Here is a 25,418-nt window from a genome sequence, read left to right on the forward strand (position 1 = left end):
CACTTTGTGTCCATGTCCTTTCGTCATAGTGACCTCTGTCAGAGCAGTACTACTAACCTGCTTCACTTTACATTTGCTCTACTGTCTTGCTACTTCAATCTTTCCTTAATCGATAGCGTATTGTTTCTTCTACATATCAGAGAGCTGCGCATACCTGGGACAACGGTCAAAAAGCTCAAGTGATGAGAGACGCCTCGTCTAAATACATTCGTGCATAGCTGTATGTGTGAGTAACTGTTTTGGTTTTGCTGCATGAGCCGGGTCGCTCCAGGATCAAATCGTGATTAATCAAGGTACTGGTCAATGAAAAAATCATGGAGTTAATACCCTGGTTGCCGGGTATTGCCAGGTTGACTTTGGTGTTGGTTTGTTGGGCAAGTTTGATCTGACAATTGCCGGGAACAGCCGGGTCTGGCCAGGCGAAAAATGAGGTGGATGGCAGGAGATCGACGAGGGGTGAAAGGGAGTGTCAGAAGTAAGAAAAAGTGCTTATGAAGCTGATGTATATGCGGTTTAAGGTGCGTGGCATGGGGCTTGCACCAAGGCATAAAAAAGCCATTGGTGCAGTCACTAATTTGGCGCGCATTCGTCACGACTGCAGAGCTGCAGGTTCTCCAGTTTTTGCCGCAGCCAGCAAGGCTTTTACAGGTTTAACTGAACTTGGTCAGAAGGATCTGACTGAAGTTTAGGGAGCTGCCCTCTATACAGCTTGCTGGTCGGGATGACCGCATGAGCAGGGTGGCGCTGGATCTACCGCTGTTTTGTAGGTGCTGTTATGGATTTAACTTCACAACATATGCAAAAGGCTAAGTCCGATCTTGGCTTACTGGCTGATACCCGAGGTCTGGACAAGCTGCGAGCCCTGGGCAATGGCTCCAATAAGGAAAAGGCCCAGGCACTGTATATGGCTGCTCAGCAGTTTGAGTCCCTGTTAATGCAGTACTGGGTAGACGGCATGCGTTCAACCAATGATGCCCTGAATCCAGACTCTCCATTAAAGAGTAAGTACTCAGGCTTCTTTGATGACATGCTGGCTCAGCAGCAGGTTGGCTCCATGGTACAGGGCAACAGCACCGGCATTGGCTCTATCAGCAAGAGCTCCATCTCCTATCTCATCACCAAGCAGTTTGCCCGCACCCTGGGTGACGAAGGCAAGGCCTTGATGGCCGAGCTCGAGGGACGTCCTTATGACCCAGAGGCTGCTGCATCTACAGGTAAGGCAGGTGAGCTCAATGGCGGTTCCCCTAAATTCTTTGAGCTGTCTAAGAACGACAATATTGTTGCCGTGCTTCAGAGACAGCGCCCATCCAAGCTGCTTGATGACGCCGTAAACAAGAAAGGCGCAGCCACCATCAGCAGCCTGAACGAACTTTATGCCTCACTGCCTGACGCAAGCGAGATGCGCAAATTCGACTCCCCAGAGGACTTTGTGGACAAGATGATGCCATACGCAGTCAAGGCTGTTGAAGGTCTGGGCATGAATCCACTGGTACTGGTAGCACAGGCTGCACTGGAAACCGGCTGGGGTAAACATGTTCCAAAGGGTAACAACTACTACGGCATCAAGGCCGGCAAGTCATGGACCGGTATGACAGAGAATCTCGATTCTCCTGAGTTTGAAAATGGTGCCATGGTTACCAGAAATTCCCGCTTCAGAGCATATCCATCTGTGCTCGAAAGCATGAAAGATTATGTATCGCTGATTACCGGCAATGAGCGTTACTCCAAGGCTGCTGGAAAGAGCTTCGATCCGGACACCTATTTCGATGAAATCCAGAACGCCGGTTATGCTACCGACCCTGATTATGCGGCCAAGCTGAAGAACATTTCACGCCAGATCGCATTTATGGCATACAAATAGCATAGAGATTATCGAAGAGAAAATTTCAGCAGCGTGAACAGACGCTAAGTTGTAGGAAGTAAGGTTATGCTCGATTTGTTACAGACCGGTAAGTTTGGTGTTCTTACCAACCAGAAGCTTTTAGGCACCACCTCTAATAACATCACCAATGTTAATACTGAGGGCTATACCCGCCAGGAAACAGTTGTTTATACCAGCGCCATTGAGTGGGGTGTAGGCAGCACTGTAACTCGCAGACTTTACGACAAGTACGTTCAGCGTGAGATGTTCCGTGACCAGGGTAACGTCGGTTTCTACGACGCCTACTCCTCTGGTCTGGGCACTGTAGACAAGCTTTTATCCAGCAAGGATACTTCCATCACCCACAAGCTTGATTCTCTGTTCGCTTCCATGGAAAAGGCTGCTCAGAGCACCAGCTCTCTGGCCGGCCGTCAAGAGCTGCTGTCTCAGTTCCAGACTTTAACTGACCGCTACAACACTCTTAACTACAACATCAAGAATGAGCTGACCGACATCAACAACAAGATTGATGATGCCGCTTCCAACATCAACGATCTCGTTAAGGGTCTGTACGAAGTAAACCGTAGCATCCGCAATCTTGGTCAGAGCGTTACCAAGAGCGATGTAGGTCTTCAGCTGCTGGACAAGCGTGACCAGATGGTCAACCAGCTCTCCGAGTTCGTAGACGTAAACGTAACTACTGAGAGTGATGGTTCCTGGAGCCTGTACCTTGGCAATGGCCAGCTGCTTGTTAATGGTGATACCTACGGTACTCTGGCAGTTAACCAGAAGACTGGTGACCAGACCCGCCGTGAAATCAGCCTGATTTTTGAGACTCCATCCAAGAGCAAGGTAGACCTCGGTCATGATGCCTGGGGTGGCAAGTTAGGTGGTCTGCTGGCTGCATCCGATGAGATGCGTCAGGCCATGCGCGAGCTCGGTCAGAATGCTCTGGCATTTGCCGATGCAATGAATACCCAGAACAAGGGCGGTATTACCCTCGGTGATGTAGCAGGTAAGGACCTGATGACCATTCCTGAGGTTAAGGGAACCTCAACAAATGGCAACTTTGCCATGACTGTATCTTTCAACCCAGGCGAAGGTTCAGATATCCGTAGTGATGATTACTTCGTTCGCTTTGAGGATAATGGTGCCGGTCAGAAAGAGCCACGTGTATACACTGTTGATGCCTCCGGTAAAGAAACTCTTATTCCAGATGCTTCTGTACAGAAGAGTCAGGATCCTCAAGGTAATCTGGTACTTAAGCTTGATGGGCATGGCATTACTCTTAAGTTCAACGCCAACGAGCAAAATATGGCCAATGCTGATGTCAGATTTACTGCACAGCCAACCATTAATGCTGCATTTGATATCAAGTGCAATATTACCAAGCCAGAAGACTTCGCATTTGCTTCTGCAATTCGTGTAAATGGCAACGGCCATCAGGGCAATGCTACCCCTAGCCTTGTTGGTGTAACTCAGACCGGTACTTCAGCACAAGATAAAGAATTTGGTATTTACATCGATCAAACAACAGGCAAGCCTGCATTTACTGATGGTGCTCCTAACTTCATTCAGGTGGAGAAGAACGCCCAGGGTCAGCTCGAATATGTTGTTTATCATAAGCCAGCAAACGGCGGTCAGATGACCAAGCTCGGTACTGCACCAGCAGATTGCAATGGTAAGAATATTTTCGCCAATACCACTTGGAATCCTGGCAAACCAGATGGCTTCCCTCATTACGATGTAAACTTCACCGGTACCGTAGATAATGGTGCCAGCTTTGATATTGAGATTAATACCAAGGGTGAGAATGACAACACCAACGGTAACCTCATGGCTGCACTGAAGCAGGAAAATCTGGTATACGGTGCCGAAAACATCAAGGTTTCTTTCACTGAGGACTACGCTAACCTGACTGCAGACATTGGTTCTGCTGTTATGTCAGCTACCACTGACCTGGCTGCTGCCAAGGCCAAGTGTGAACAGAGCCAGAATCTGTTCGCCTCAACAGCAGGTGTAAACCTCGACGAGGAAGCTGCCAACCTGATTCGCTTCCAGCAGTCTTACAGCGCCTGTGCAAGAATTATTAACGCCTCTCAGACAATTTTTGACGCCTTAATGAGCGCCATCTAATTAGGAGATTATCATGCGCGTTTCAACAGCAATGCAGTATAACAACCATCTTGGTTATTTACAGTCCGCAAACTCCAAGGTAGATCTGGCCTCTCAGCGTTACAACACTGGTAAGCTGTTCCAGACTGCCGGTGAAAACCCTGGTGGCATGTCCGCCAGCATGAAGTATCAGGCTGATATCGCTGCTTACAAACAGTACGGTCTGAACTCCAAGATTGTTGCTGACTCTCTGGCTCAGGAAGAAACTGCTCTGGGTCAGATCTATGACACCATGTCCAGCATTCAGACCCGTCTGATTCAGGCCATTAACGGCACTCTCGATGATGGTTCCCGTGCAGCTCTGGCTGAAGACATCAAGCAGATGCAGGCACAGCTGTTCAATACCATGAACACCAAGAATGCCGAAGGCGAGTACATCTTCTCAGGTGCTCAGAGTGCTATCCCTACTTTCCGTCTTACCTCTGACGGCAAGTACATCTGCCAGGCTGACGGTTCTTCAAAGAACGTAAACGTTTCTCCTACCTTACAGGTTCAGGTAACTGACAGTGGTCTGAACATTTTCGAGAACGTAAATCTCGCTAATGACTTCGCTTTTACAGCAACTAATAATGGTCAACCTAAGCCTGGCTACCAGGCATCTATCAGTGATTATGACCAGTTCAATGCCCTGTATGACAAGTACTATGATTCCGGTACTGGTGGACAGGCAAATGGTAACAACACCTTAAAGATTGAGGTACTTGCTGATAACAAGTTCCAGCTTACTGATCAGGCCGGTAATGTTATTGACTCTGGTGAAATTAAGGATGGTAAGATCCAGGTTCAGGGCATGGAGTTTGAAATCCCAGGCGGTCAGATTCCTGCTCAGGGTGATACCATCAATGTAACTCTTCAGGACCCTAAGACTGACAACATTCTTAATCAGCTGACTGATGTTATTGCTGCTCTGAATACTCCTCTTGATCAGGATCCTACCAAGAAGGCTGAGGTAACCCGTCAGCTGGTCAAGATGCAGGAGAACATCAGCATCGCCAAGAAGCAGGTAGATACCTACCGTGGTCTGGTTGGTGCCCGTGGTGCCAACATTGATGACATCATCAAGTCCAATGAGTCCTTACACGACATCAAGACTGAGGCCAATGCCAACGTAAGCGAAATTGATGCTTTCCAGGCTGTTTCTGACCTCCTCGTTACCCAGAACGCTCTGCAGGTTGCTCAGCAGTCCTACAACATCGTTCACTCTGCAACTCTCTTCGACTTCATGTAAGAGTGCAGTGACCCGGTAACATCCGCGTCAGGCTGTCGATTTGAAAAAGATTTCAGCATAATTAAAGTAAAGGCGAACTTCGGTTCGCCTTTATTTTTTGGTGCGCAGCTGCTGATTATGGGGAGAATAGGCTAAAATGCAGAAAAATTTCAGCCGGTGTGCAAATTTTCCTGGTGTGTTGCTGATCCTGGTCCAGTCCTTGCCTATACATGTATATGTGGCAGGGAAATGCGACAGCATGACAATAAATTGTCCCCCAAAGGCACAATTTTCTTCCTGACACTGCGCGCCTTGTTTGGGCTGATATATCAGCTTTAAGGCCAGCAAATGTGGCAATGTGCAATTGCACAAATCACACGGTTTAAGAACACCCGATATTAAGGTTAGCGTGCTTCACTGCACCTGGTGGTGTAGTTTGAATCTAAGGTGCAGTATTAAGCCTTCTCCCCCGAGGGGATGGTTTGCCCTTATTTTTACGGGTAAAAGCAGTCGCGGCAGATATGCCGTTGAAGAGACATCTTTGTTGCTGTTGATCTGTTTCAACTGACTGTTCGCCACATACATCCAGTGAAATAGATGTGTATTTTAATAACGTTGGCGCATTTTTGTGCGTCAGCACTTACTGACATATCAGTAAGTTTGATTTAGTCCTGTGTATGGTTCTACAATTGGAACCAGTAGTGGAAGGCCTGTATGCATAGGCCTCGTGAAATGTTTCTGATTCACGGGCCTTTGTCTGACAGCTGCCAGCAGATCACAATTTGTGATCTGTGTTGTAAGAAAAAGATATTCAGGCAGATATTTTTCAATAATTCTGCTAAAAAACCGTTATAAGTAGTAGTAATCAGAAAAGTGTCCTGTGCAATGTTGTGGACCTTTCGATCGCTCATTTAGTGGTTTTTTATCCTTCAGATTTACTGAAGACAGCGGTGAGAAATGAGCCTGCTGGACTGTCCTTGCGAAGTTCCAGTTCTGATATCGACTTTCCATGGCGCAAAACTGGGGAGATCACTCATTCAGTTCATTCTCTGTTGTGAACTGTATGCTGTACCCCCATTCATCAGGTCTTTTCTGAACACCTGTTCTCCATTTCCCTAAGTTCGTGGAGTTCAGGACGAGCTCATAATTCAGTTAACTCCATCCAACTTGAGCAGACTGGCTGGAAAATTCATGGCGGCACCTGTTACATCCTGGTACGCTGATTTGTCACAGCCTTCTGAAGATATAACGACTAGCCATATGGCACCAGTTAGGCCATAGAGCAAATGACGTTAGCAAGATAAGAAGGACAGGTACTGATTCTTGAGCACACAGGCTTTTGCTTGTAATGATATCAGTGTACTGTTCCCTCAGTAGGAAAGAGGACTAGCCATGGATTTTTCAAGTGTAGTAAAAGCAGTCAGAGATCCTGTTGTTATCAGGGGCAAGGGTTCTTCCCCATTATTAAATGCCTTCAGATCAGCTTCATCTGCAGTTGAGTCAGGCGTCTCTGCCTCGGATCGCGCTTACCATACTGTTGCCTACAACCTTCGCCGTAAGAATGTCTGGCAGCAGGATTCATTTGCCTCAAATGCCTCCATTCAGGATGCTTCCCTTGTTCAGGAGAATCCATACCTTGCAGCCATGCGTGAGGAGCGTCAGCTCGCACGTGAGGCAGAAAAAGAGCGTAAGCTCGAAGAGTCTTACGAAAAGGCCAAGGAAGTAATCGCTGCTCTCAATCAGAGAAAGCTTGCCTTACGTTTTGATACTGCCAAAGACTTTGAGAATGCCCGCATTATCAATGTAATTGACTCCGTATCCAACGAGATTATTCGTCAGATTCCGTCTGAGGAATTCCTTCGTATCGCAGCTGCCATCAGAGAGTATGAGCAGAGACTGGCTCATGATGAAATGGTCGTTGATCCTGCCATTAAGGCCAAGGGCGTAGAGACCGCCAATGTGAATGAGAATCTGCGTGGAGCAATGTTCGATGCCATGGCCTGATACAGGCAAAATTACCTTAACAGGATTTCTCCGGAAGTTCTCTTCCGGGGGTGAACAACAATGAAGGCCTTATCATTTTGGTGATAAGGCCTCTTTATTTATCCCGCGACGTTTAAGCTTTTGGCTTTTGGGCCGTTATATACACAGCACAGATGATAATCACGTACCTGACGGTAATTCCCGTCAAATAGTTGGTCTGCCAACAAAAATTCGTGGTTGTGTGCTTGCTTATAAAGTACTGTGCTATATTGTCCTGATAAAAATCTGATCAGCTCCATATTATGTGTGGGGCATGCAGTAAATTACACAGAATTCCAAGTCTATGAGATACAGCTTTCAGGACTGATTGCCGGGCCCGCTGCTGTCTGTCAGCAGAATATATAGTGGACCGGGCTAAAGGAGCCGGCACCTGATTTATAAAGCGTTCTCATAGTATACGTTGCCTCATATTAAAGGAGATTTACATGGCCTACGGACGTAACCTTAAGGCTTACAATCGTACCAAGCTTGAAGCTGAACTCCTCGTTGCTACCCCTTACCGTGTTACTCAGATGCTGTTTGAAGGTCTGATTGAGCGCCTGAGCCAGGCAAAGGGATACATTGAGACTGGAGATCTGGCCAAGAAGGCTGACTTCATCAGTAAGGCCATGGGTATTATCAACGGTCTTCAGGGTGCAGTAGATCCAAGCTACGATGAAGAGCTCGGTGCCCGTATCATCGGTCTTTATGACTACATGAAGATTCGTCTTAATGATGCTAATGCCACCAACTCTATTGAGCCAATTGATGAGGTTATCAAGCTGATTACTCCTATTAAGGAAGCATGGGATCAGATTCCAGTAGAGATTCAGGATGAGCAGAACATTGCCATCACCAAGAAGCACGAAGAGTTCGATGCTGCTCAGCGTGAGCGCAACCGTAAGGGCTTTGCTTACGAGTCATAATTACAGACTCAGTGCTTGAAAATGGGCTCTCGCAAGGGAGCCTTTTTTGTTAATGCGTTCTAAAACCTGACATGACGCGATTTGAATTTCACAAGCGGCGTACTGCATAAGCAGTTATGCATTTTGTGATAAGCAGCTAGCCTCTTCTGACTTTAAGATATAAAAAAAGCCGGGCATTTCGCCCGGCTTTTTTTTGAGATTCAATTAGTTACAGGAGAATGCTCTCCTAAACGGATTAGATCTCGTGAACAGATAAGGTGTTGGTGGTGCCAGAAGGAACCAGAGCACCGGACACCATCAGGATCTTGTCGCCCTTCTTGGCCAGACCACTTTCAACGGCGAGCTTCTTGCCCAGCTCAAAGAACTCGTCAGTAGACTGGATACGGTCAACAACAGTAGGAATAACACCACGAACCAGACAGAGCTGACGGGCTGTCTTCATGTTTGGGGTCAGAGCCAGAATGAAAGAGGTTGGGAAGTACTTGCGGATAGCACGTGGAGCAAAGCCGCTCTCGGTGGCTACTACGATAAGCTGGGTGCCCAGGGTCTCAGCAGCCTCAACAGCAGCCAGACTTACAGCGTCGGTTACATTAGGAAGCTTGGACTTGTAGCGTGGAGGATTAATAGCGGCATGAACTTCACGGTCAGCACGACGGCAGATGGTAGCCATGGTGGAGACAGCCTCTAATGGGTACTTGCCCTTGGCAGACTCACCGGAGAGCATTACAGCGTCGGTACCGTCAAGAATTGCATTGGCAACGTCACCGGCCTCTGCACGGGTAGGACGTGGGTTCTTGATCATGGAGTCCAGCATCTGGGTAGCAGTAATAACTGGCTTGCCGATCTCGTTGCAGCGCTTGATTATGTGCTTCTGGTGGAAGATAACTTCCTGAGCAGGGATCTCTACGCCAAGGTCGCCACGGGCAACCATGATGGCGTCAGCAACGCTGAGGATGTCCTCAAAGTTATCGATGCCTTCCTGGTTCTCGATCTTGGCAATAATCTTGATCTTCTGGCCGCCGTTCTCGTTGAGGAAGTTACGAATATCCATAACGTCCTGACGGTTACGGGTAAAGGAGGCGGCTACGTAGTCAACATCACGCTTGATACCGAACAGCAGGTCATTCTTGTCGTGCTCAGATAAGAATGGCATGGAGATGTGGGTGTTAGGCAGGTTAACGCCCTTCTTCTCACCCAGGTGGCCATTGTTTAAAACCTCACAGGATACTTCAGTATCAGTGGTGCTTAAAACCTTTAAGGCAATTAAGCCGTCGTCGAGCAGTACGATGTCGCCCTCGTTGAGGTCGCGGGCCAGATCTGGGTAGGTAACGCTGATAATTTCACGGTTGCCTACAACGGAGCTGTCGGTGGTGATGGTAATCTTCTGACCGGTTACCAGCTGGATGTCCTGGCCATTTTCCAGGGAGCAGGTACGGATCTCAGGACCACGGGTATCAAGAAGGACGGCGAAGATCTTGCCGGTATCCTTCATGATGGCCTCTAAATTGGTGATACGACCACCATGTTCCTCGAAGTCACCGTGGGAGAAGTTTAAACGCATGACGTTCATGCCAGCGTTTAATAAGGTTTCCATGACTTCGCGATTTTCGGACTTAGGGCCAATGGTGCAAACCATTTTGGTTTTCTTCAGCACTTACAAATACCTCGTGACGGTTGTTCTTTCTAACTGAATTTTTAGCGCGCTGATTATATCAAAAGGCATTTAAAAATAACGTAAAATCAAGGGTAAATTGATAAAAAAACAGCGATTTTTATCAATTTTTTTAAACAAATAGAATAAGCGTGAGGTCTGACTCATTTTGCCACTCAAACAGCCCATAAAAAGCACCATAAAAGGCCATATTATTAAGGGGGTTTTATAAATTGCTCTAAATTGAGGCGGTAAATGACACATATTTTCATTGTTTTGCAGTCTGTTGCATTTGCCGGTGCCTTTGTTTCATAAGATCAGGCTATGGTGTTAATGCCATTGAAATGATAGTTTTAAAACCGCATAAATAAGGCACTTGTATCCAAGGTCAAAACAGTACTGCGCTATTTGCCATGCGGGACAGCAGCAAAGCCCCTGGAAGAAAACTTACATTTACAGCCATATGTATGTCTGGACAAAGCACTGGGCATCCCTCCTGGGCCGTACGCAGGCTTTTTGCAACATTTCAGCAAAACAATGCAACAAAACTGCAACATAATGCAAAATTTGCATAAACGCATAAACCGCCTGTATATGCCCTTTAGATAACAGTGATTCTTATTGATATATGACGGCTTCCGAAAAACGACCCGCACGTTTTTGGCAGATTTCTATTACCTTTGCCCTCACCACCAGGTACATTGGGCCGTGCCACCCACCCCAAGGTATATTGGGCCGTGCCACCCACCCCAAGGTATATTGGGCCGTGCCACCCACCCACAGGTACATTGGCCATTGCTCCCACAGCCTCTCACATCTCCCCCGGCTGCTCATGTTCCAGCAGCAGAACACGACCAGGATGCAATGATGCTCACGGCTTTGCCCTTTGCCTGGGTAGATATCTGCGTTTTCTCTCCTGTCTTTTTCCTGCATGCCTGCATTCAATACACGTCTTATTCATGCCAGCCACAGCAACTCATACTCAGCAACCGCACTTTATCAGCCCATCATAAAGATGCTTTTCTGTTACAGGAGCAGACCTCTATACCTCTTGCTGGATTGTTTGACGTTGATCAGGTCATTACGCTGGTGCTGACATTACGCTTGAGCTGTCATTACGGCCATTTCATCAGCTGCATGAAGCTATGCCTGTAAAATAATCCTTTATAAAAGGTATACAGCTGCTACTAGACTCAACAGTTAAGGATGTTGCTGCTAACAGGGCAGTAAGTTTGTCTTTGTAAGTGAGCTCCATATATGCTTTGCAAAATATATTGATTGCGCATAATTACAATGAGGCGTATTTCAAGGCAGGACCATAAGGAACCCAGTTGGGCCGGATTGTGTCAGGTACGGGGGGATTCCTGCTGGCGCAACGCAATGGCACTTAAACGTGACTCGTGCTTGTGATGTTGACTGATGGTAAAGGAGCTGTGCTGTTCTTGCCTGGATGGTCATGAATGCCATACAGGTTGAGCCTGGGCGGTTTCAGCAGGACGTGCTTATGAGACTTTCTATGGGCTTTGAAGTCATTGTCTGCAGCGTTGAATCGACAGGGATATGTTGGATGAAATGCAGGCTCAGGTATGCTGAGGCTCCCAACTGGTGATGTGATGCTTAACGTTATGACTGAAAGTGGCCACTTTCGCAGGCTATGGCATTGGGGGCTGCAGTGTACCGAGCCCGAGTTCTGCGTCACACCTTACTGCAGTACTCTTATGCCGCTGCCATTGCCCAGGGCTATGGAGCGTTGTACGTGCTGTAGCCGTCAGGTAGCTTCGAAGGGGCATGTGTCATGCTGTGGCAGGGTCTGAGGGCAGTGTGAGCTTGATATGGTTATGTGTATGACTGTGAAGCTATGACTGTGGCAAGCTGCAGGGATCAGGAAAGAGGCAGTAATAGACCTGTGTTCATGAAATGGGCTGCATTCAGGAGTGTACTGATCTTCAGTGCTGATCTGGATCCGGACAGGTTCTGATGCCGGAAATGGTGCTGATAATTCAGGGAAACACATGAACAAAAAGTGTCGAGGTGGGGGATGAAGCGCAGGGCTGATGGCGGCATGGTGGAGCTTTAAACGCTGAGGACGCCGGTGCTGCTGAGGCGTTAAATCGCTGGGCTGAAAGTGGCGGAGCGGGGATGATGAGGCCAGGGGCCGAAAGTGGCGGAGCGGGGGCGATGAGGCGCGGTGGCTGAAATTGGTGGAACGGGGCGATGAGGCGCAGGGCCGGAAGTGTCGGAGCGGGGCGATGAGTCGCAGGGCCGAAAGTGGCGGGGTAAGGTGGTGCTGGGGGCAGGGCCTTAAAGCGCTGGGGCGCGGATGAGCGCGGCGGAAGGCCGGTTGATTTTTTGAGGTTGAGATTTTGAAAAAGAAAAAGCTGGCCGAAGCCAGCTTTTTCTGATCCTTTTACAGATTCCTGCATCTGCAGGGCCTTAATCAGGCCTTGAAGTAAGCAGCTAACTGTAAGAACATGGCGCCAAAGGTAAGGGCGCAGGCAGCACCGTAGAACACGTAGTGGTGTAACTTGGTGGTGTGGATGCCAAAGTCATGTAAGGAGTGGTACAGACGGTGTAAGGCGTGGAAGAATACGCCGCCTAACACAGTGAATAAGATCAGGTTGGCAATCCAGCTGCCCATGATGGCTCTGGCCTGCTCGAAGTTTAATAAACCGGAGGTCAGATCTGGGGAGCTTAAACCAGCAGCGATTAAAACGATCAGGATAGCTGGTAATGCCATTGCTGCGGCCATACCGCCGCCACCGAATAATAACCAGAAGATTGGCTCATCGGATCTCTGTGGCTTGTTCTGCATGTCTTTGTCTCCTATTACATGCTGGCGAAAGCGGCAAGTAAGATGATTACGGTAGCGCCGCCGGCTGCAGCATAGAGGCTGCCAATGATTAAGTTTTCAGGAACGAGCTCAGTGGTGTGCTTGTTCATAAATACACGAACAGCCTTTGGCATTAAGGCAAACCAGGTTACGGCGTGGAATGCCAGACCGCCAAGAGCGGCTACGTTAATGAGTAATACCAGAGGGTTGCCCAGGAAGTCCTGAACCCACCAGAGGTATGGGGCTGCGTTCTTGGCAGTAGCAACTTCGCTGCCGAAGTCGCTAAGTAAGAACATGAAAATACCAAGTAATACTTCAGCTGCTACGAACAGAGCACATGCGGCAGTGCCCTCACGGAGAATATAGCGGAAGAAGAATGGATTCTTGGTCCACCAGAAGTTGTCTACTGGAGGGTTGTAAGGCTTGCGATAGTTCTTTACATCACTCATTTGTTTTACTCCGGCTTGAACATTCTGATGACGTAATCGGTAGCGCTCATCTTCTTACCCAGCTGGATTGCGGAGCTTGGGTCAACGTGCTTAGGGCAAACCTCGGAGCAGTAACCAACGAATGTACAGCTCCAGACGCCTTCTTCAGCGTTGAGATATGGAAGACGAAGTGCCTTACCACCATCACGGTTATCAATGTTGTAACGATATAACAGAGTCAGAGCGGCTGGGCCGATGAACTCCTTGTTCAGCTTGTACTGAGGGCAGGCAGCGTAGCAGCAGCCACAGTTAATACACTGTGAGAACTGACGGTAGGCTTCCATCTGCTGTGGAGTCTGCTTGTAGCCTTCAGTTAAAGGCTTGTTCTTGTCCTTCTCGGCAGGAATGATATATGGCTTGATACGCTCGATCTTCTCGATGAGGTCGGAGATATCAACAACCAGATCGCGCTCAACAGGGAAGTTGTCGAGTGGAGCGATCTTCATGTCCTTGCCCTCGTAGTCACGTAAGAAGGTCTTACATGCCAGGTGAGGAACACCGTTAACCATCATACCGCAGGAACCGCAAACGGCCATACGGCAGGACCAGCGGAAAGAGAGGCTTGGCTCAAAGTGGTCCTTGATGTAGAACAGGGCCTCTAATACGGAGGTCTCGTGGATGTAAGGAACATCAAAAGTCTGTTCCCATGGCTTCTCGTCCTGCTCTGGGCGATAACGGACGACAGTAATCTTCATGGTCTTCTGCTGTGCCATTATTACTTAGCCTCCTTCTGCTTCTTGGCGGCTTCGGCAGCCTCAGCTTCGGCGCCGTATACACGCTTGGCAGGCTGGAAGGTGGTGATCTTGACTTCGCTGTAGGAAATGTCTGGTAAACCAGTCTCAGCGTTGTAAACAGCGAGAGTGTGCTTGAGGAAGTTCTTGTCATCACGCTGCTGGTAAGCGCCGTCAGGGCCGTCCAGACGCTGGTGGGAACCACGGGATTCCTTACGGTTGATGGCAGAGTGAACCATGGTCTCGGCACAGTCGAGGGTGTAACCAAGCTCGATTAAGTTCATCCACTCGGTGTTGAATACACGGCCGCGATCGGTTAATGGAACATTCTTTATGCGCTTGCGGAGGTCCTTGAGTACATCAATGGTCTCCTGCATGGTATCGCCTTCACGGTAAATACCAACGCCCTTTTCCATGCTCTCGCCCATTTCAGTACGGATCTTGTACTGAGACTCATTGCCCTGAACATCAAATAAGGCCAGAGCGCGAGCCATGGCGGCCTCAGCCTGACGGTCCAGTTCCTTGGAGTCGTGGTGCTTGATTTCGTGAGCGCGCTTGGCAGCCTCGTCACCGGATACCTTACCGAATACAACGGTCTCAACCAGAGAGTTGGAACCCAGACGGTTGGCACCGTGAATACCTACGGAGGCACACTCGCCGGCTGCGTACAGACCTGGCATGCGGGTAGCGGTCTTGCCATCGGTCTCAATACCGCCCATGGTGTAGTGAACTACTGGACGTACCGGAACAGGCTGCTTGACTGGGTCAACACCGGAGTAGGTCTTAGCCAGTTCGCAGATTAATGGGAGACGCTCGTGCAGGTACTTCTCACCAAGGTGAGTAAGGTCGAGGTGAACGGCTTCACCTAATGGATACTTGATGGTGCGGCCCTTACGGGATTCCTGCCAGAAGGCCTGAGATACACGATCACGTGGACCTAATTCCATGTACTTGTTCTTTGGATGACCAACTGGAGTCTCAGGGCCCAGACCGTAGTCCTGTAAGTAACGGTAGCCGTCCTTGTTGTACATAACACCGCCTTCACCACGGCAGCCTTCGGTCATTAAGATACCGCAGCCGAGCAGACCGGTTGGGTGGTACTGTACGAACTCCATGTCACGGATAGGTACGCCGTGACGGTAGGCCAGGGAAATACCGTCGCCAGTAACGATACCGCCGTCAGTGTTGAAGATGTAGGCACGGCCTGCACCACCAGTGGCGATGATTACGGACTTGGCATTGATCTGACGGAATACACCATTCTGCATGTCGAAAGCTACGACACCACGGCATACGCCTTCCTCAACGAGGAGGTCCAGAACGAAGTGCTCATCAAAACGCTCGATTGATGGGAACTGTACGGAGGTCTGGAATAAGGTATGGAGCATGTGGAAGCCGGACTTGTCAGCGGCGAACCAGGTACGAGGTACCTTCATACCACCGAAACGACGTACGTTTACGTCACCGTCATCCTTACGGCTCCATGGGCAGCCCCAGTGCTCTAACTGGAACAGTTCTTCGGTGGTGTGACGGACGAAGTACTCAACTACGTCCTGCTCGCACAGCCAGTCACCGCCTGCAACAGTATCTTCAAAGTGCTTCTGGTAAGAGTCGTCATCACGAACAACACCAGCAGCACCACCTTCTGCGGCCACAGTATGGGAACGCATTGGGTAAACCTTTGAAATCAGTGCAACGCGAAGCTTTGGATCAGCCTGTGCTACTGCAATAGCGGCACGTAAGCCACTTCCGCCAGCACCGACGATTGCAACGTCAGCTTGAATTTTTTCCACGTGTATCTCCTAAGCCCTGAGTGTATTCATAAATGACAGATCACCCGAGGCAAACAGCAAAAATCGTGTTTAATATACCATACTAAGGGGCATATTTCCCCAACAAAAGCCAGTCAAGATCACGGAAAGACAAAGAAATTGCAGGCAATTATCTAGATATCATCCGTTACTGATTTCTGATTCGTTTTTATCAACAAACCGGGCTGAAAGTCGGGATATTTACCCGGGTCATTCTGAAACGGGTCAGAGTGGTCCAGGAGGATTTCTCAAAGAAATCATTTTATGGGGACAAAGTCCGTACTCTCCCGTGCTGCAGCGTGGCAGCTCAGGTAAAACAGGTGCCCTCAGGCATCAGTGATCCTGTTGGGGAAAACGGTAAGGCAGGGACTCCCATGTAATTCCTGTTACCTGCTGCAGATGGCAGGTCCTGTTTGTTTTTGATTCTGTCTGCCTGAGATCCCTTGTCTACTGCATGCTCAGTATCAGGACAGGCAGTTAAGGTCCCCTGATGACGGAATCTGCAGCTGTGCGCATGGTGCCCCATAGAAGAACATAATGGCATTAATGCTGCGTTCAGACAGATCTGAATTACTTCTCGGCAATGCCTTAAATGCGGCCACAAACCAGGGAGTATGATCCCGGCCGGGCTCTGCAGGTCATGTGCAATGCACAAAAGCCTTAAAAAGTCATAAAGAATATTCTATCGTGAATTGTAATATTCAATGCGATCGAGTAGTCAAAAATGCGAACTTCGCCACCAAAAATCTTATTTGAGCTATGTACATGCTCCGAGATGGAATGCTCAATGCCCCGGAATATGGGGCTTGCGACGACATTTGCAGTCAATATTCAGGACCTCTAAAAATCCCACTGGCATGGCGTTTTCGTTCAAAAAAGTGGTGTTTTATATACAAAAAAGCCCCTCATGAGCACAAATTCAGAGGGGCTTTTTTGGCAATTTACACAGGACCACAAGTTTGCAGTGCACGCACACCCTGGATCCAGGCTTGCGCCTTGTAAGAGCTCACCCTGGATCCAGGCTGGCGCCTGGTAAGAGCGCGCCCGGGCAGACATCATGACAGACAGCAACAGATCTGCTGTCCAGACCTCCTGTGCACCAGCGCCGCAAGCTGTATTAATAGTGCACTTTTCAGCGCTTATATTTAAGTTCAGTACACAAACTTATCTGCAAATCAATTCAGTACAGTCAGCCATGCGGCTATGGTTACCGTGCTGAAATGCCGCAATGCCGCCAGGACTTATGAACCTGCAGGTGGGATGCACAAGGGAATTCAACGGTACCTGGTGGGGGCCTGGTCGTCCCGGGCCTGACCAGCACGTCCTTGGTCTGGCACGAATCGGACGTGCTCAGCGCAGCCGGAGAGTGCCAGCCAGGCTGCTTTTAGAGGCAGCTTAGCTCTTTGAGAAGGTGGCGTCGGCAAGACGGGTGTTGCCAATCATGCTCTGGCCCATCTTTACCGGGGCGCCTGGCTGGAAGTCAGGGCAGAGATCGCCCAGCTCCTTTGGCCACAGGGTAATGACAGTGGAGCCGAACTTGAAGTGGCCAATCTCATCGCCACGTCCATAGATCATGTTGCGGTCAGCATATTCCTTGACCTCGATGCCGGAGCGGCGCACAACAGTACCGTCCCAGACGGTGCCAATGGAGCCTACCATGGCAGCGCCGACCATAATGACAGCCATTGGGCCTCGGGCAGTCTGGAAGATACAGACAAGGCGCTCATTCTTGGTAAAGAGGTCATCCATGTAGGAGACATTGCGACGGCCTACAGGGAAGTGGCGGCCTGGGATATGAATGGTACGCAGCAGCTTGCCTTCCATAGGCATGTGAATGCGGTGGTAGTTTGCCGGAGACAGATAGACGCAGGCAAAGTTGCCATCCTCAAAAAGGTCATTATCCTGCTTGCGGCCACCTACAAGAGCCATAAGGCTGTAATCAATACCCTTGGCCTGGATAAGACGGCCAGCTTTGATGTTGGCAGCCTGACCTACAGTACCGTCTACAGGGGATACGGCAATGCAGCTGTCAGCTGAGGCAACTGGACGGGCCTCTGGCTTGAGCTTTCTGATAAAGAAGTCATTGAAAGTCTCGTAGCTCTTGAGGTCACTGTTTTCACACTCCTCAAGGTTGATCTTATAAGTAGCAACGAACTTGCCGATCAGCCACTGAGTAAAGCCACCCATTTTGGCATCTGTCAGCCTGGAGGACAGATAGGTAAGAGTTGAAAGTGGGGTAAGGTATTCAAAAACTTTTAAAAGCAGCCCAAACATATGATTCTCCTCAGCAGGGGGCTCAATTGTGCAAAGTTCAGTCACTGCTGTCAAACTGTAAACCTATTGCAAAAGACAGGCAGCATACCCTGTGAGCCGCAGCGCGCGGCCTCCTGCCGGCAGCAGGGGGCTGTACTGTTACTTGCCCTGGTATGAGCTTAATAATCGCTCATTTAACTTATGGAAAAGACAGACTGCTTTCAATACCTGTCAGGATCACCGCAGCAATGGCATCACCAGTCGCCAGTATGCCAGTCAGTCTCAGCGCCGAATAACAGCAACTGATGAAAGACGGTTCGGTCTGTTCAGCATGTTCAGCCCCATACACTCAAACAGACAGAGCTGACATGTGCTGCAATCACTGCTCCCTGGAGGGAGGGCCGATGGTATCCAGAGCATAGGGCACATGACTTTTATAAAGCATGCCCTGATGCTGATGCTGACCTTGTAAGGGCCGACTATCGCATAAGGCATATTAAGATGACTTGCTCAGCAAGTCTGAAAGCTAAGTCACTTTGTGCCATGCAGGTTGCTTTATGCCAGAGCAGAGACTGTCTTTATTGCTGTATGCACACAGACGAACGGCAGCTTCTAAAGTCGAAGGGCTCAGCGTAGCTGCAGAATGAAGCGCAGGCACACAACAACGCACTTTGAAATCGAATACCAGGAAAGATGACAGGGGCAGGCAATAGGGATGTTTGAATGAGACGGGGGACTGAATACAGCTGACAGTAAAATGTCTGAATGTTGTGATACTGAATGTGACAGGGCTGTCTATGGTGGGATGTACGGCCAGTGTGCAGTTTTTGGGGGCAATTTAATGCAGCGCAGCATTAAATCTTACCACGCCGGGGAAAGGGAAAATTTGATTTATATCTGATTTGTGACAAATGGACGCGAAAAAGTTAAAAAAAATTTAAAAAAATGCTTGCATTGGGTAAAAAAGTCCTTATAATGCTGCGGCATGGAGAGCGGGAATAGCTCAGTTGGTAGAGCATAACCTTGCCATGGTTAGGGTCGCGAGTTCGAACCTCGTTTCCCGCTCCAAATTAAAATACAGATTCTTTGAAATGCGGGAATAGCTCAGTTGGTAGAGCATAACCTTGCCATGGTTAGGGTCGCGAGTTCGAACCTCGTTTCCCGCTCCAAAGACGAAGTATTTAAAAACTTGACTTACATGCGGGAATAGCTCAGTTGGTAGAGCATAACCTTGCCATGGTTAGGGTCGCGAGTTCGAACCTCGTTTCCCGCTCCAATGTAAGACAGGTCAGAAACTCTTAATCTAGATGCGGGAATAGCTCAGTTGGTAGAGCATAACCTTGCCATGGTTAGGGTCGCGAGTTCGAACCTCGTTTCCCGCTCCAGACTTAAGCAGTTTCAGGATGAGAACGGGTGCTGCAGGCACCTTTTTTCGTTTCTGGACACACAAAAAATCCATCAGCCGGCACGCGGCCAGCACAGGGACCTCAAGGTCCTTTTTTTGTGCCTTTTCCACCAGAACCCTCATCCCTGTCCCCCCTTCCAGTTCAAGTTCCCGGACCTTGCCTGTAATCACTGGTCATCTGACCAGCGTCAAATATGCTGACTTTGCCACGTCATAATGTCACGCTACAGAGTCATCAATATGTGCAGATGCTTTCCAGTCCATCCCAGTCCCGTCCATCCCTGTCCTGTCCTGTCCTGTCCTGTCATCTTCCTTTCTTGCCAGTCCTTTTATGGCCAGCAGGTCATATCTCTGCAGGGACACTATGCCAGCACTCTCTTCATTAATATTAAGGCTAAATGCTGCGCTGACGTGGGCCAATGCCCAGTGAACACCCGCCTCTTGCTGATCATGGCTGGCCAAGATGAGGCAATCAGCTCAGCCAGCACTGTTGCCTTTGCATCATGGTATGTGTGCAGCCATGGGCCGTGATGACGAAAACAAACTGGCTATGGCTACAGGTCCGGAGCAACGATTACTGGCAGCGGCACTCAATGGTGTGCCGATAGCTGGCGCCGTAGCGGCTCCGGAGCGGTGATGGCTGGTGCCGGTACAGGTATGGAGCTGATTGCCGGGTATCAGCTGTAGTCCATGTAGACAAAATGCCGGCCGCAGTGCAGACATCTGAACAGGTAGCACTGGATATGGCCTCCGTTACAGCTCATGGCTATCATTTCTTTTGCATCGTCGTCCCAGAAGTCATCGTCCAGAACCTCTTCGAGCAGGCCCAGAGCTTTGAGTTCTGTGGCACCAACAGGGCCAAGATAGGCGCAGAAGTCACCGCAGTGAGCCCTCCAGTATTCCTGCTGCCAGCCTCTGTATCCAGGGGTACGGTAAATAAGCTCATCAACAGCCTCTTTGCTGCAACCTTCATCAAGTGAGCACTCATCCTGAAATTCGCCCTTGTACTTCTTTGCAGCACTGCCATCAGCAATACATTGCGGGCACAGACAGTCGACATCCTCCACTGAATAAAATGGACCACTGTAGCTTACCTTTGTCTGCTTGCCACAGCACTGACAGGTGACAGGCTCTTCACTAAGCTCTATGGCCCCACTGAGCACAGGATCCGGATGATAGCGAAATTCAGGGATACCAAGTTCACAGAGCTCTTTGCGTCGTTGCTGCAGCTGCGCCTCTGACAGTCTTCTTGGCAGTGGGAAACGGTCAGCCCAGCCCGCTGCCTGCTCTTTGAGAGTTTCAAGGCGACCGAGCATCTTGCGATCAGTGGCAGCAGCACCGCCCTTACTGTCAGAGCTTATGGCTTTTAGCAGCACGTAGGCACTTTTCTTGAGGTTGAGCTGGTCATAGACATTAACCAGTACTTTACGGGCAGCTGTGCTGTCATCTTGCTCCAGCTCTTCTTTAAGCTCATAAAGGGCGTTTACCCACTGAGGTCCGCTGTCGCACTGCGACTGAAGCTTTTTGATTTCTATATATTTCTTCTCAAACTCGTCCATGATGTTATCCAGGGTCAATGATGGTATCCCGGGGGCAATGATGATATCTGTGTCAATGATGGGGGCTGAGGCCAATGAGGATATCAGCGGGCAATAAAGAGACAGGCAGGTGATGCATGCAGTTGTCATAAGCTGCATGGTCTGCAGTCTCATACTGGAGCCATTACAGCAGTCTGATACTCAGGTGGCGCTGGCAGGCCAATATTGCAGCATTAAGCTCAGTATAGAGGCATCATGACCTGAGGCTGACCGTGCCTGGGCGGTTGACATAGGGTATGTCCACAGGGCCTCATGCTTTCATATATAGCCGCAGATGTTGATGTGCTGGTTGCTGGTCGTGCCTGCATGGCGGCATGGCACGGGAAGCCGGGCAGGGGCCGGCTTACAGGATAAGCATATTCTGGCTTTGCTGAATGTAATGCAGGTCACAGTACTTGAAAAACAGCTGTACCGCCCCAATGTAATAACTGTCAGCAGTTACAGGCAAGGCTTATATGCAGCTTTTCACCACTGCCTGAGATGATGCTGGTAAGACTCAGGTGTACTGACTGAGCACAGTCTACTGACAATAAGGGCTGTACAGATCAGCCATACACCAGCAGCCTCGGGTGCTGCTGCCGTGCAATTTATAAGATCTGTCAGGTTAGCGTTCACCCTCAATATTAAGAGCTGACAGTAAAGCACCACATTAAATTGCGCCGGTGCTCCAGGTCATGTCAGGCTCCGTACTTATGCTGCATCTTTGCAGCTGTACTGACAGGGCCGATCTTACTGCAGTTCATCCTTTATACAGTTTCATAGCACCTTGTGATGCCAGCAGCCTCTAACAGGCGTTGCCTGATCAGGGCCTGCCAGGCTGCAGGCAAGCTGCGCTGCTATACGAGCAGCCACATGCGTGTCCAGCAGCATGGGCATCTGAGCCTCGGCCGGAGCTGTGCCTGAGCCAGGGCGGGCCTGCTAAGATACAGCGTGATGCAATATGCGCCCTCTGCCTGTGTACCCATGCCTCAATGAGCCCATCAGGCTGAGCGGCTATGCTCACATGGTCCTGTGAGTCCATGCGCTCTGATCATGGGGCTGAACTGTCTGCAGACAGGGGATCAAAGGTGCCCGCAAAGCCCGGATTTTTCGGCACGGATGGCATGCCGGTCGCCTCCGTCCAGTCTTTCCATAATGCCAAAGTGCTATATAATAGCCAGTGGTTTCCTCTAACAGTGTTAATTAAAAATGTTTATTACATCAATCGTTACCAAGATCATTGGCAGCAGCAATCAGCGTACTATCAAGCGCTTAAACAAAATCGTCAGGCAGATTAATGCCCTTGAGCCAAAGTATGAGGCTTTAAAGGATGAGGAGTTCAAGGATCTCACCGCCTCTTTCAAGGAGCAGTTAGAGCAGGGCGCCACCCTCGAGAATATTCTCCCTGAAGTTTTCGCTGCTGTACGTGAAGCTGCAAAGCGTACTCTTGGTTTACGTCCATTTGATGTACAGCTCATGGGCGGCATGGTTCTCAACTCCAATCAGATTGCCGAAATGAAGACCGGTGAAGGTAAGACCCTCACCGCTCTGATGCCATGTTACTTAAATGCTCTTACCGGCAGGGGCGTTCACGTAGTTACTGTTAACGACTACCTGGCCCGCCGTGACGCCGACTGGTCCCGTCCTTTCTATGAGTTCATGGGCATGACTGTAGGCTGCAACATTCCAGGTATGGATCCTGATTCCAAGCGCATTGCCTACGCCTGTGATGTTACCTACGGTACCAATAACGAGTTCGGCTTCGACTACCTGCGTGACAACATGGCCTATGCCCCAGAGCAGCGTGTTCAGCGTCCGCTTAACTACGCACTTGTTGACGAAGTTGACTCCGTTCTTATCGACGAGGCCCGTACTCCGCTGATTATTTCCGGTCAGGCCGAAGACAGCTCCGAGCTTTATCGCAAGATTGACGGCATCATTCCAAAGCTGGAGCTCCAGGAAAAAGAGGATACCGAGGACTACACCGGCGACGGTCACTACACCGTTGATCTCAAGCTCCGTCAGGCCTATCTGACCGAGCGCGGCCAGCTTTACGTTGAGGATCTGCTCCGTGAGCTCGGTCTGCTCAACGAAAACGATTCCCTGTTCTCATCAGGTAATATCGTGCTGCTCCACCACGTCATGGCTGCCCTGCGTGCTCATGCCCTGTTCAAGCGTGACGTAGACTACGTGGTAGCAAACGGCGAAGTAGTAATCATTGACGAGCACTCCGGCCGTAAGATGGAAGGCCGCCGCTGGTCTGACGGTCTGCACCAGGCTGTTGAGGCCAAGGAAGGCGTGGCCATCAAGTCTGAAAACCAGACTCTGGCTACCATTACCTTCCAGAACTACTTCCGTATGTACGACAAGCTTGCCGGTATGACCGGTACTGCTGATACCGAAGCTTACGAATTCCAGCAGATCTATGGTCTGAATACCGTAGTTCTGCCAACCAACAAGCCAATGATTCGTAACGACATGGCCGACCTCATCTATCTGTCTGAAGATGAGAAGTACAACGCCATTCTTGAGGACATCAAGGCGCGCGTTGCCGAGGGCCGTCCTGTGCTGGTTGGTACCATCTCCATTGAGAACTCTGAAAAGCTCTCCAGTCTGCTTAACAAGGCCAAAATTCGCCATCAGGTACTCAACGCCAAGTTCCACGAAAAAGAAGCCCACATTGTGGCCCAGGCAGGCCGACCAGGCACTGTTACCATCGCCACCAACATGGCCGGTCGTGGTACCGATATTATTCTCGGTGGCAACCTCAAAGCTGAAATTGAAGCCCTTGGTCCTGATGCCTCAAAGAAGGATATCGATCGTGTAACTGCCCAGTGGCAGAAGCGCCATGATCAGGTTCTGGCTGCAGGTGGTCTGCACATCATCGGCTCTGAGCGTCACGAGTCCCGTCGTATCGACAATCAGTTACGTGGTCGTGCCGGTCGTCAGGGTGACCCTGGTTCTTCACGCTTCTACCTGTCTATGGATGACAATCTGATGCGCCTGTTTGGTTCTGACAAGCTCAAGAACTTCATGAAGCGTATGGGCATGGAAGATGGTCAGCCTCTGGAGCACAAGTTTGTTACCCGTGCTATCGAGTCTGCTCAGCGTAAGGTTGAGACCAGAAACTTCGATATCCGTAAGAGCCTGCTTGAGTTTGACGACGTTGCCAATCAGCAGCGCAAGGTTATCTACGAGGAGCGTAATGCTCTGTTAAATGGTGAGGATGTATCCGAGACCATTACCAACATCCGTATCGACGTCTTTAACAGCGTTATCGACGAGTACATAGAGCCTAATTCTCTGCCGGAGTCCTGGAAGGTCAAGGAGCTCGAAGAGCGCCTGATGGCAGAGTTTGTTGTCGATGCCCCTGTCGGCAAGTGGATGGAAGAGGACAGCAAGCTGGTCGAGCAGGATGTACGTGAGCGCATTGTTGCACGTGCTCAGGAACTGTACGACATGAAGTGCAAGGTTATCGGTGAGGAAAACCAGAAGCAGCTTGAAAAGGGCGTTATGCTTCAGACCATCGATACCCTGTGGAAAGAGCATCTTGCCGCCATGGATTACATGCGTCTTGGTATTGGCCTGCAGGGCTATGCTCAGCGTAATCCTAAGAACGAGTACAAGATTCAGTCCTTCAACCTCTTTACCCGTCTGCTTGATAACATCAAGTTCCAGGTAATCAAGCTGCTCTCCCGCGTCCAGATTCAGATGCGACCATCTCCTGAGGAGATTGCCGCTGAAGAGGCCCGCCGTGCTGAGGAAGATGCTCGCCAGAACGCCGCAGCTGCAGAGTCCTTAATGCAGCCAAGCATTGGCCGCAATGACCCATGCCCATGCGGCTCAGGCAAGAAGTACAAGGACTGCCACGGCAAGGCCCGCTAATCCTGGCTACAGTCACAGGCACTTGCTAAAACTTTAAGTACAGCACCGCCGCGTACAGCAGTACGCAGCACCACCGTGCACAGCAGTGCTGTCAGCAGCAGACCACCCCGGTAAAACCTTTATGGCCATACCGTGGTGGTCTGTTGCTTTTTACGGGCAGCTCATTGCAGCTTCGCCCTCATAGCACCGCGCATACAGCCAGCAGGCCAGGCGCATCAGCTGGCAGCGAGCTGCCATGCCCGGCTGGCTTTATGACGGCGTGAGCTGCCATGTCAGCCATGCATATGTCAGCATTGATCCCTGCGAAGCATAAGCTGTGTAAGCTCCGCTTAGCTAAGCTGAGATCATGTCTGGTAAGGCAGGATGATTTAGGCGGAGCTGTGGCGGTTTCCGAGTGTTGCAGGGTGTATTTTGGGTATCAGGAGCTGGAGATCAGAGAGCAGGGTGGGTGGCTTTGAGCCCGGCAGTGACGCAGCGACGGGGATTTGCGGTTTTTGAGGGCATTTGGGAGGCAGGTTTTTCAGGGCCTGATTTGGCCTGTATACGCTAATTTTGCATAGAACCGTGAACAATTACAAAGGATACTACTTTAATTC

At 49.8% G+C, this 25,418-nt stretch carries 14 protein-coding genes and 4 tRNA genes; 11 read left to right on the top strand and 7 right to left on the bottom strand.

What is annotated here, in order from left to right; translation table 11 throughout:
- Nucleotides 1-491: 491 nt before the first annotated feature.
- The 6 genes from MXE39_RS06930 to fliS all read left to right on the top strand — a co-directional run bounded on the left by MXE39_RS06930 (nt 492) and on the right by fliS (nt 8,191).
- The gene (locus MXE39_RS06930; RefSeq protein WP_246978132.1) at nt 492-689 is read left to right on the top strand and encodes a hypothetical protein; all 198 of its coding nucleotides are present in this window, start codon (nt 492-494) and stop codon (nt 687-689) included.
- 86 nt (nt 690-775) lie between these two features.
- Nucleotides 776-1,861 carry a glucosaminidase domain-containing protein gene (locus MXE39_RS06935; protein ID WP_247073893.1) on the top strand — a complete coding sequence of 362 codons (1,086 nt, stop codon included), beginning with the start codon at nt 776-778 and terminating at the stop codon, nt 1,859-1,861.
- Nucleotides 1,862-1,927: 66 nt separating this feature from the next.
- Nucleotides 1,928-3,997 carry a flagellar hook-associated protein FlgK gene (gene flgK / locus MXE39_RS06940; RefSeq protein WP_246978134.1) on the top strand — a complete coding sequence of 690 codons (2,070 nt, stop codon included), beginning with the start codon at nt 1,928-1,930 and terminating at the stop codon, nt 3,995-3,997.
- 13 nt (nt 3,998-4,010) lie between these two features.
- Nucleotides 4,011-5,264 carry a flagellar hook-associated protein FlgL gene (flgL, locus tag MXE39_RS06945; protein ID WP_246978135.1) on the top strand — a complete coding sequence of 418 codons (1,254 nt, stop codon included), beginning with the start codon at nt 4,011-4,013 and terminating at the stop codon, nt 5,262-5,264.
- 1,371 nt (nt 5,265-6,635) lie between these two features.
- Nucleotides 6,636-7,247, top strand: a complete 612-nt coding sequence (locus MXE39_RS06950; protein WP_246978136.1) for a flagellar protein FlaG — start codon at nt 6,636-6,638, stop codon at nt 7,245-7,247.
- Nucleotides 7,248-7,711: 464 nt separating this feature from the next.
- Nucleotides 7,712-8,191, top strand: a complete 480-nt coding sequence (gene fliS, locus MXE39_RS06955; RefSeq protein WP_246978137.1) for a flagellar export chaperone FliS — start codon at nt 7,712-7,714, stop codon at nt 8,189-8,191.
- Nucleotides 8,192-8,426: 235 nt separating this feature from the next.
- On the opposite strand, the gene pykF is transcribed toward fliS, so the two are convergent.
- From pykF to asd, 6 genes are all read right to left on the bottom strand, one after another.
- Nucleotides 8,427-9,842 (bottom strand): pyruvate kinase PykF, encoded by a 1,416-nt coding sequence (gene pykF, locus MXE39_RS06960; protein ID WP_281503463.1) that lies wholly within the window; start codon nt 9,840-9,842, stop codon nt 8,427-8,429.
- Between the two features lie 2,437 nt (nt 9,843-12,279).
- Nucleotides 12,280-12,654, bottom strand: coding sequence for a fumarate reductase subunit FrdD (frdD, locus tag MXE39_RS06965; protein ID WP_246978953.1), 375 nt, complete (start codon nt 12,652-12,654; stop codon nt 12,280-12,282).
- 14 nt (nt 12,655-12,668) lie between these two features.
- Nucleotides 12,669-13,121 (bottom strand): hypothetical protein, encoded by a 453-nt coding sequence (locus MXE39_RS06970; RefSeq protein WP_246978952.1) that lies wholly within the window; start codon nt 13,119-13,121, stop codon nt 12,669-12,671.
- 5 nt (nt 13,122-13,126) lie between these two features.
- Nucleotides 13,127-13,873 (bottom strand): succinate dehydrogenase/fumarate reductase iron-sulfur subunit, encoded by a 747-nt coding sequence (locus MXE39_RS06975; protein ID WP_246978951.1) that lies wholly within the window; start codon nt 13,871-13,873, stop codon nt 13,127-13,129.
- Between the two features lie 2 nt (nt 13,874-13,875).
- The gene (gene frdA, locus MXE39_RS06980) at nt 13,876-15,684 is read right to left on the bottom strand and encodes a fumarate reductase (quinol) flavoprotein subunit (protein ID WP_246978950.1); all 1,809 of its coding nucleotides are present in this window, start codon (nt 15,682-15,684) and stop codon (nt 13,876-13,878) included.
- A 1,413-nt stretch (nt 15,685-17,097) separates the two neighbouring features.
- A complete protein-coding gene (gene asd / locus MXE39_RS06985; RefSeq protein ID WP_246978949.1) occupies nt 17,098-17,976 on the bottom strand; it encodes an archaetidylserine decarboxylase in 879 nt (292 codons plus the stop codon).
- A 971-nt stretch (nt 17,977-18,947) separates the two neighbouring features.
- Between asd and MXE39_RS06990 the strand changes: the two genes are divergently transcribed.
- From MXE39_RS06990 to MXE39_RS07005, 4 genes are all read left to right on the top strand, one after another.
- Nucleotides 18,948-19,023, top strand: a tRNA-Gly gene (locus MXE39_RS06990).
- 25 nt (nt 19,024-19,048) lie between these two features.
- A tRNA-Gly gene (locus MXE39_RS06995) sits at nt 19,049-19,124 on the top strand.
- Between the two features lie 31 nt (nt 19,125-19,155).
- Nucleotides 19,156-19,231: transfer RNA gene (locus MXE39_RS07000), tRNA-Gly, on the top strand.
- Nucleotides 19,232-19,264: 33 nt separating this feature from the next.
- Nucleotides 19,265-19,340, top strand: a tRNA-Gly gene (locus tag MXE39_RS07005).
- A 697-nt stretch (nt 19,341-20,037) separates the two neighbouring features.
- Here the strand turns inward: MXE39_RS07005 and MXE39_RS07010 are convergent.
- Nucleotides 20,038-20,919: a CbrC family protein gene (locus tag MXE39_RS07010; protein WP_246978948.1), complete on the bottom strand. Its 882-nt coding sequence runs from the start codon at nt 20,917-20,919 to the stop codon at nt 20,038-20,040.
- A 1,227-nt stretch (nt 20,920-22,146) separates the two neighbouring features.
- Between MXE39_RS07010 and secA the strand changes: the two genes are divergently transcribed.
- Nucleotides 22,147-24,822, top strand: coding sequence for a preprotein translocase subunit SecA (secA, locus tag MXE39_RS07015; RefSeq protein WP_246978947.1), 2,676 nt, complete (start codon nt 22,147-22,149; stop codon nt 24,820-24,822).
- The last annotated feature ends 596 nt before the right edge of the window (nt 24,823-25,418 follow it).

Source organism: Anaerobiospirillum sp. NML120511 (assembly GCF_023050955.1).
Lineage (GTDB): Bacteria > Pseudomonadota > Gammaproteobacteria > Enterobacterales > Succinivibrionaceae > Anaerobiospirillum.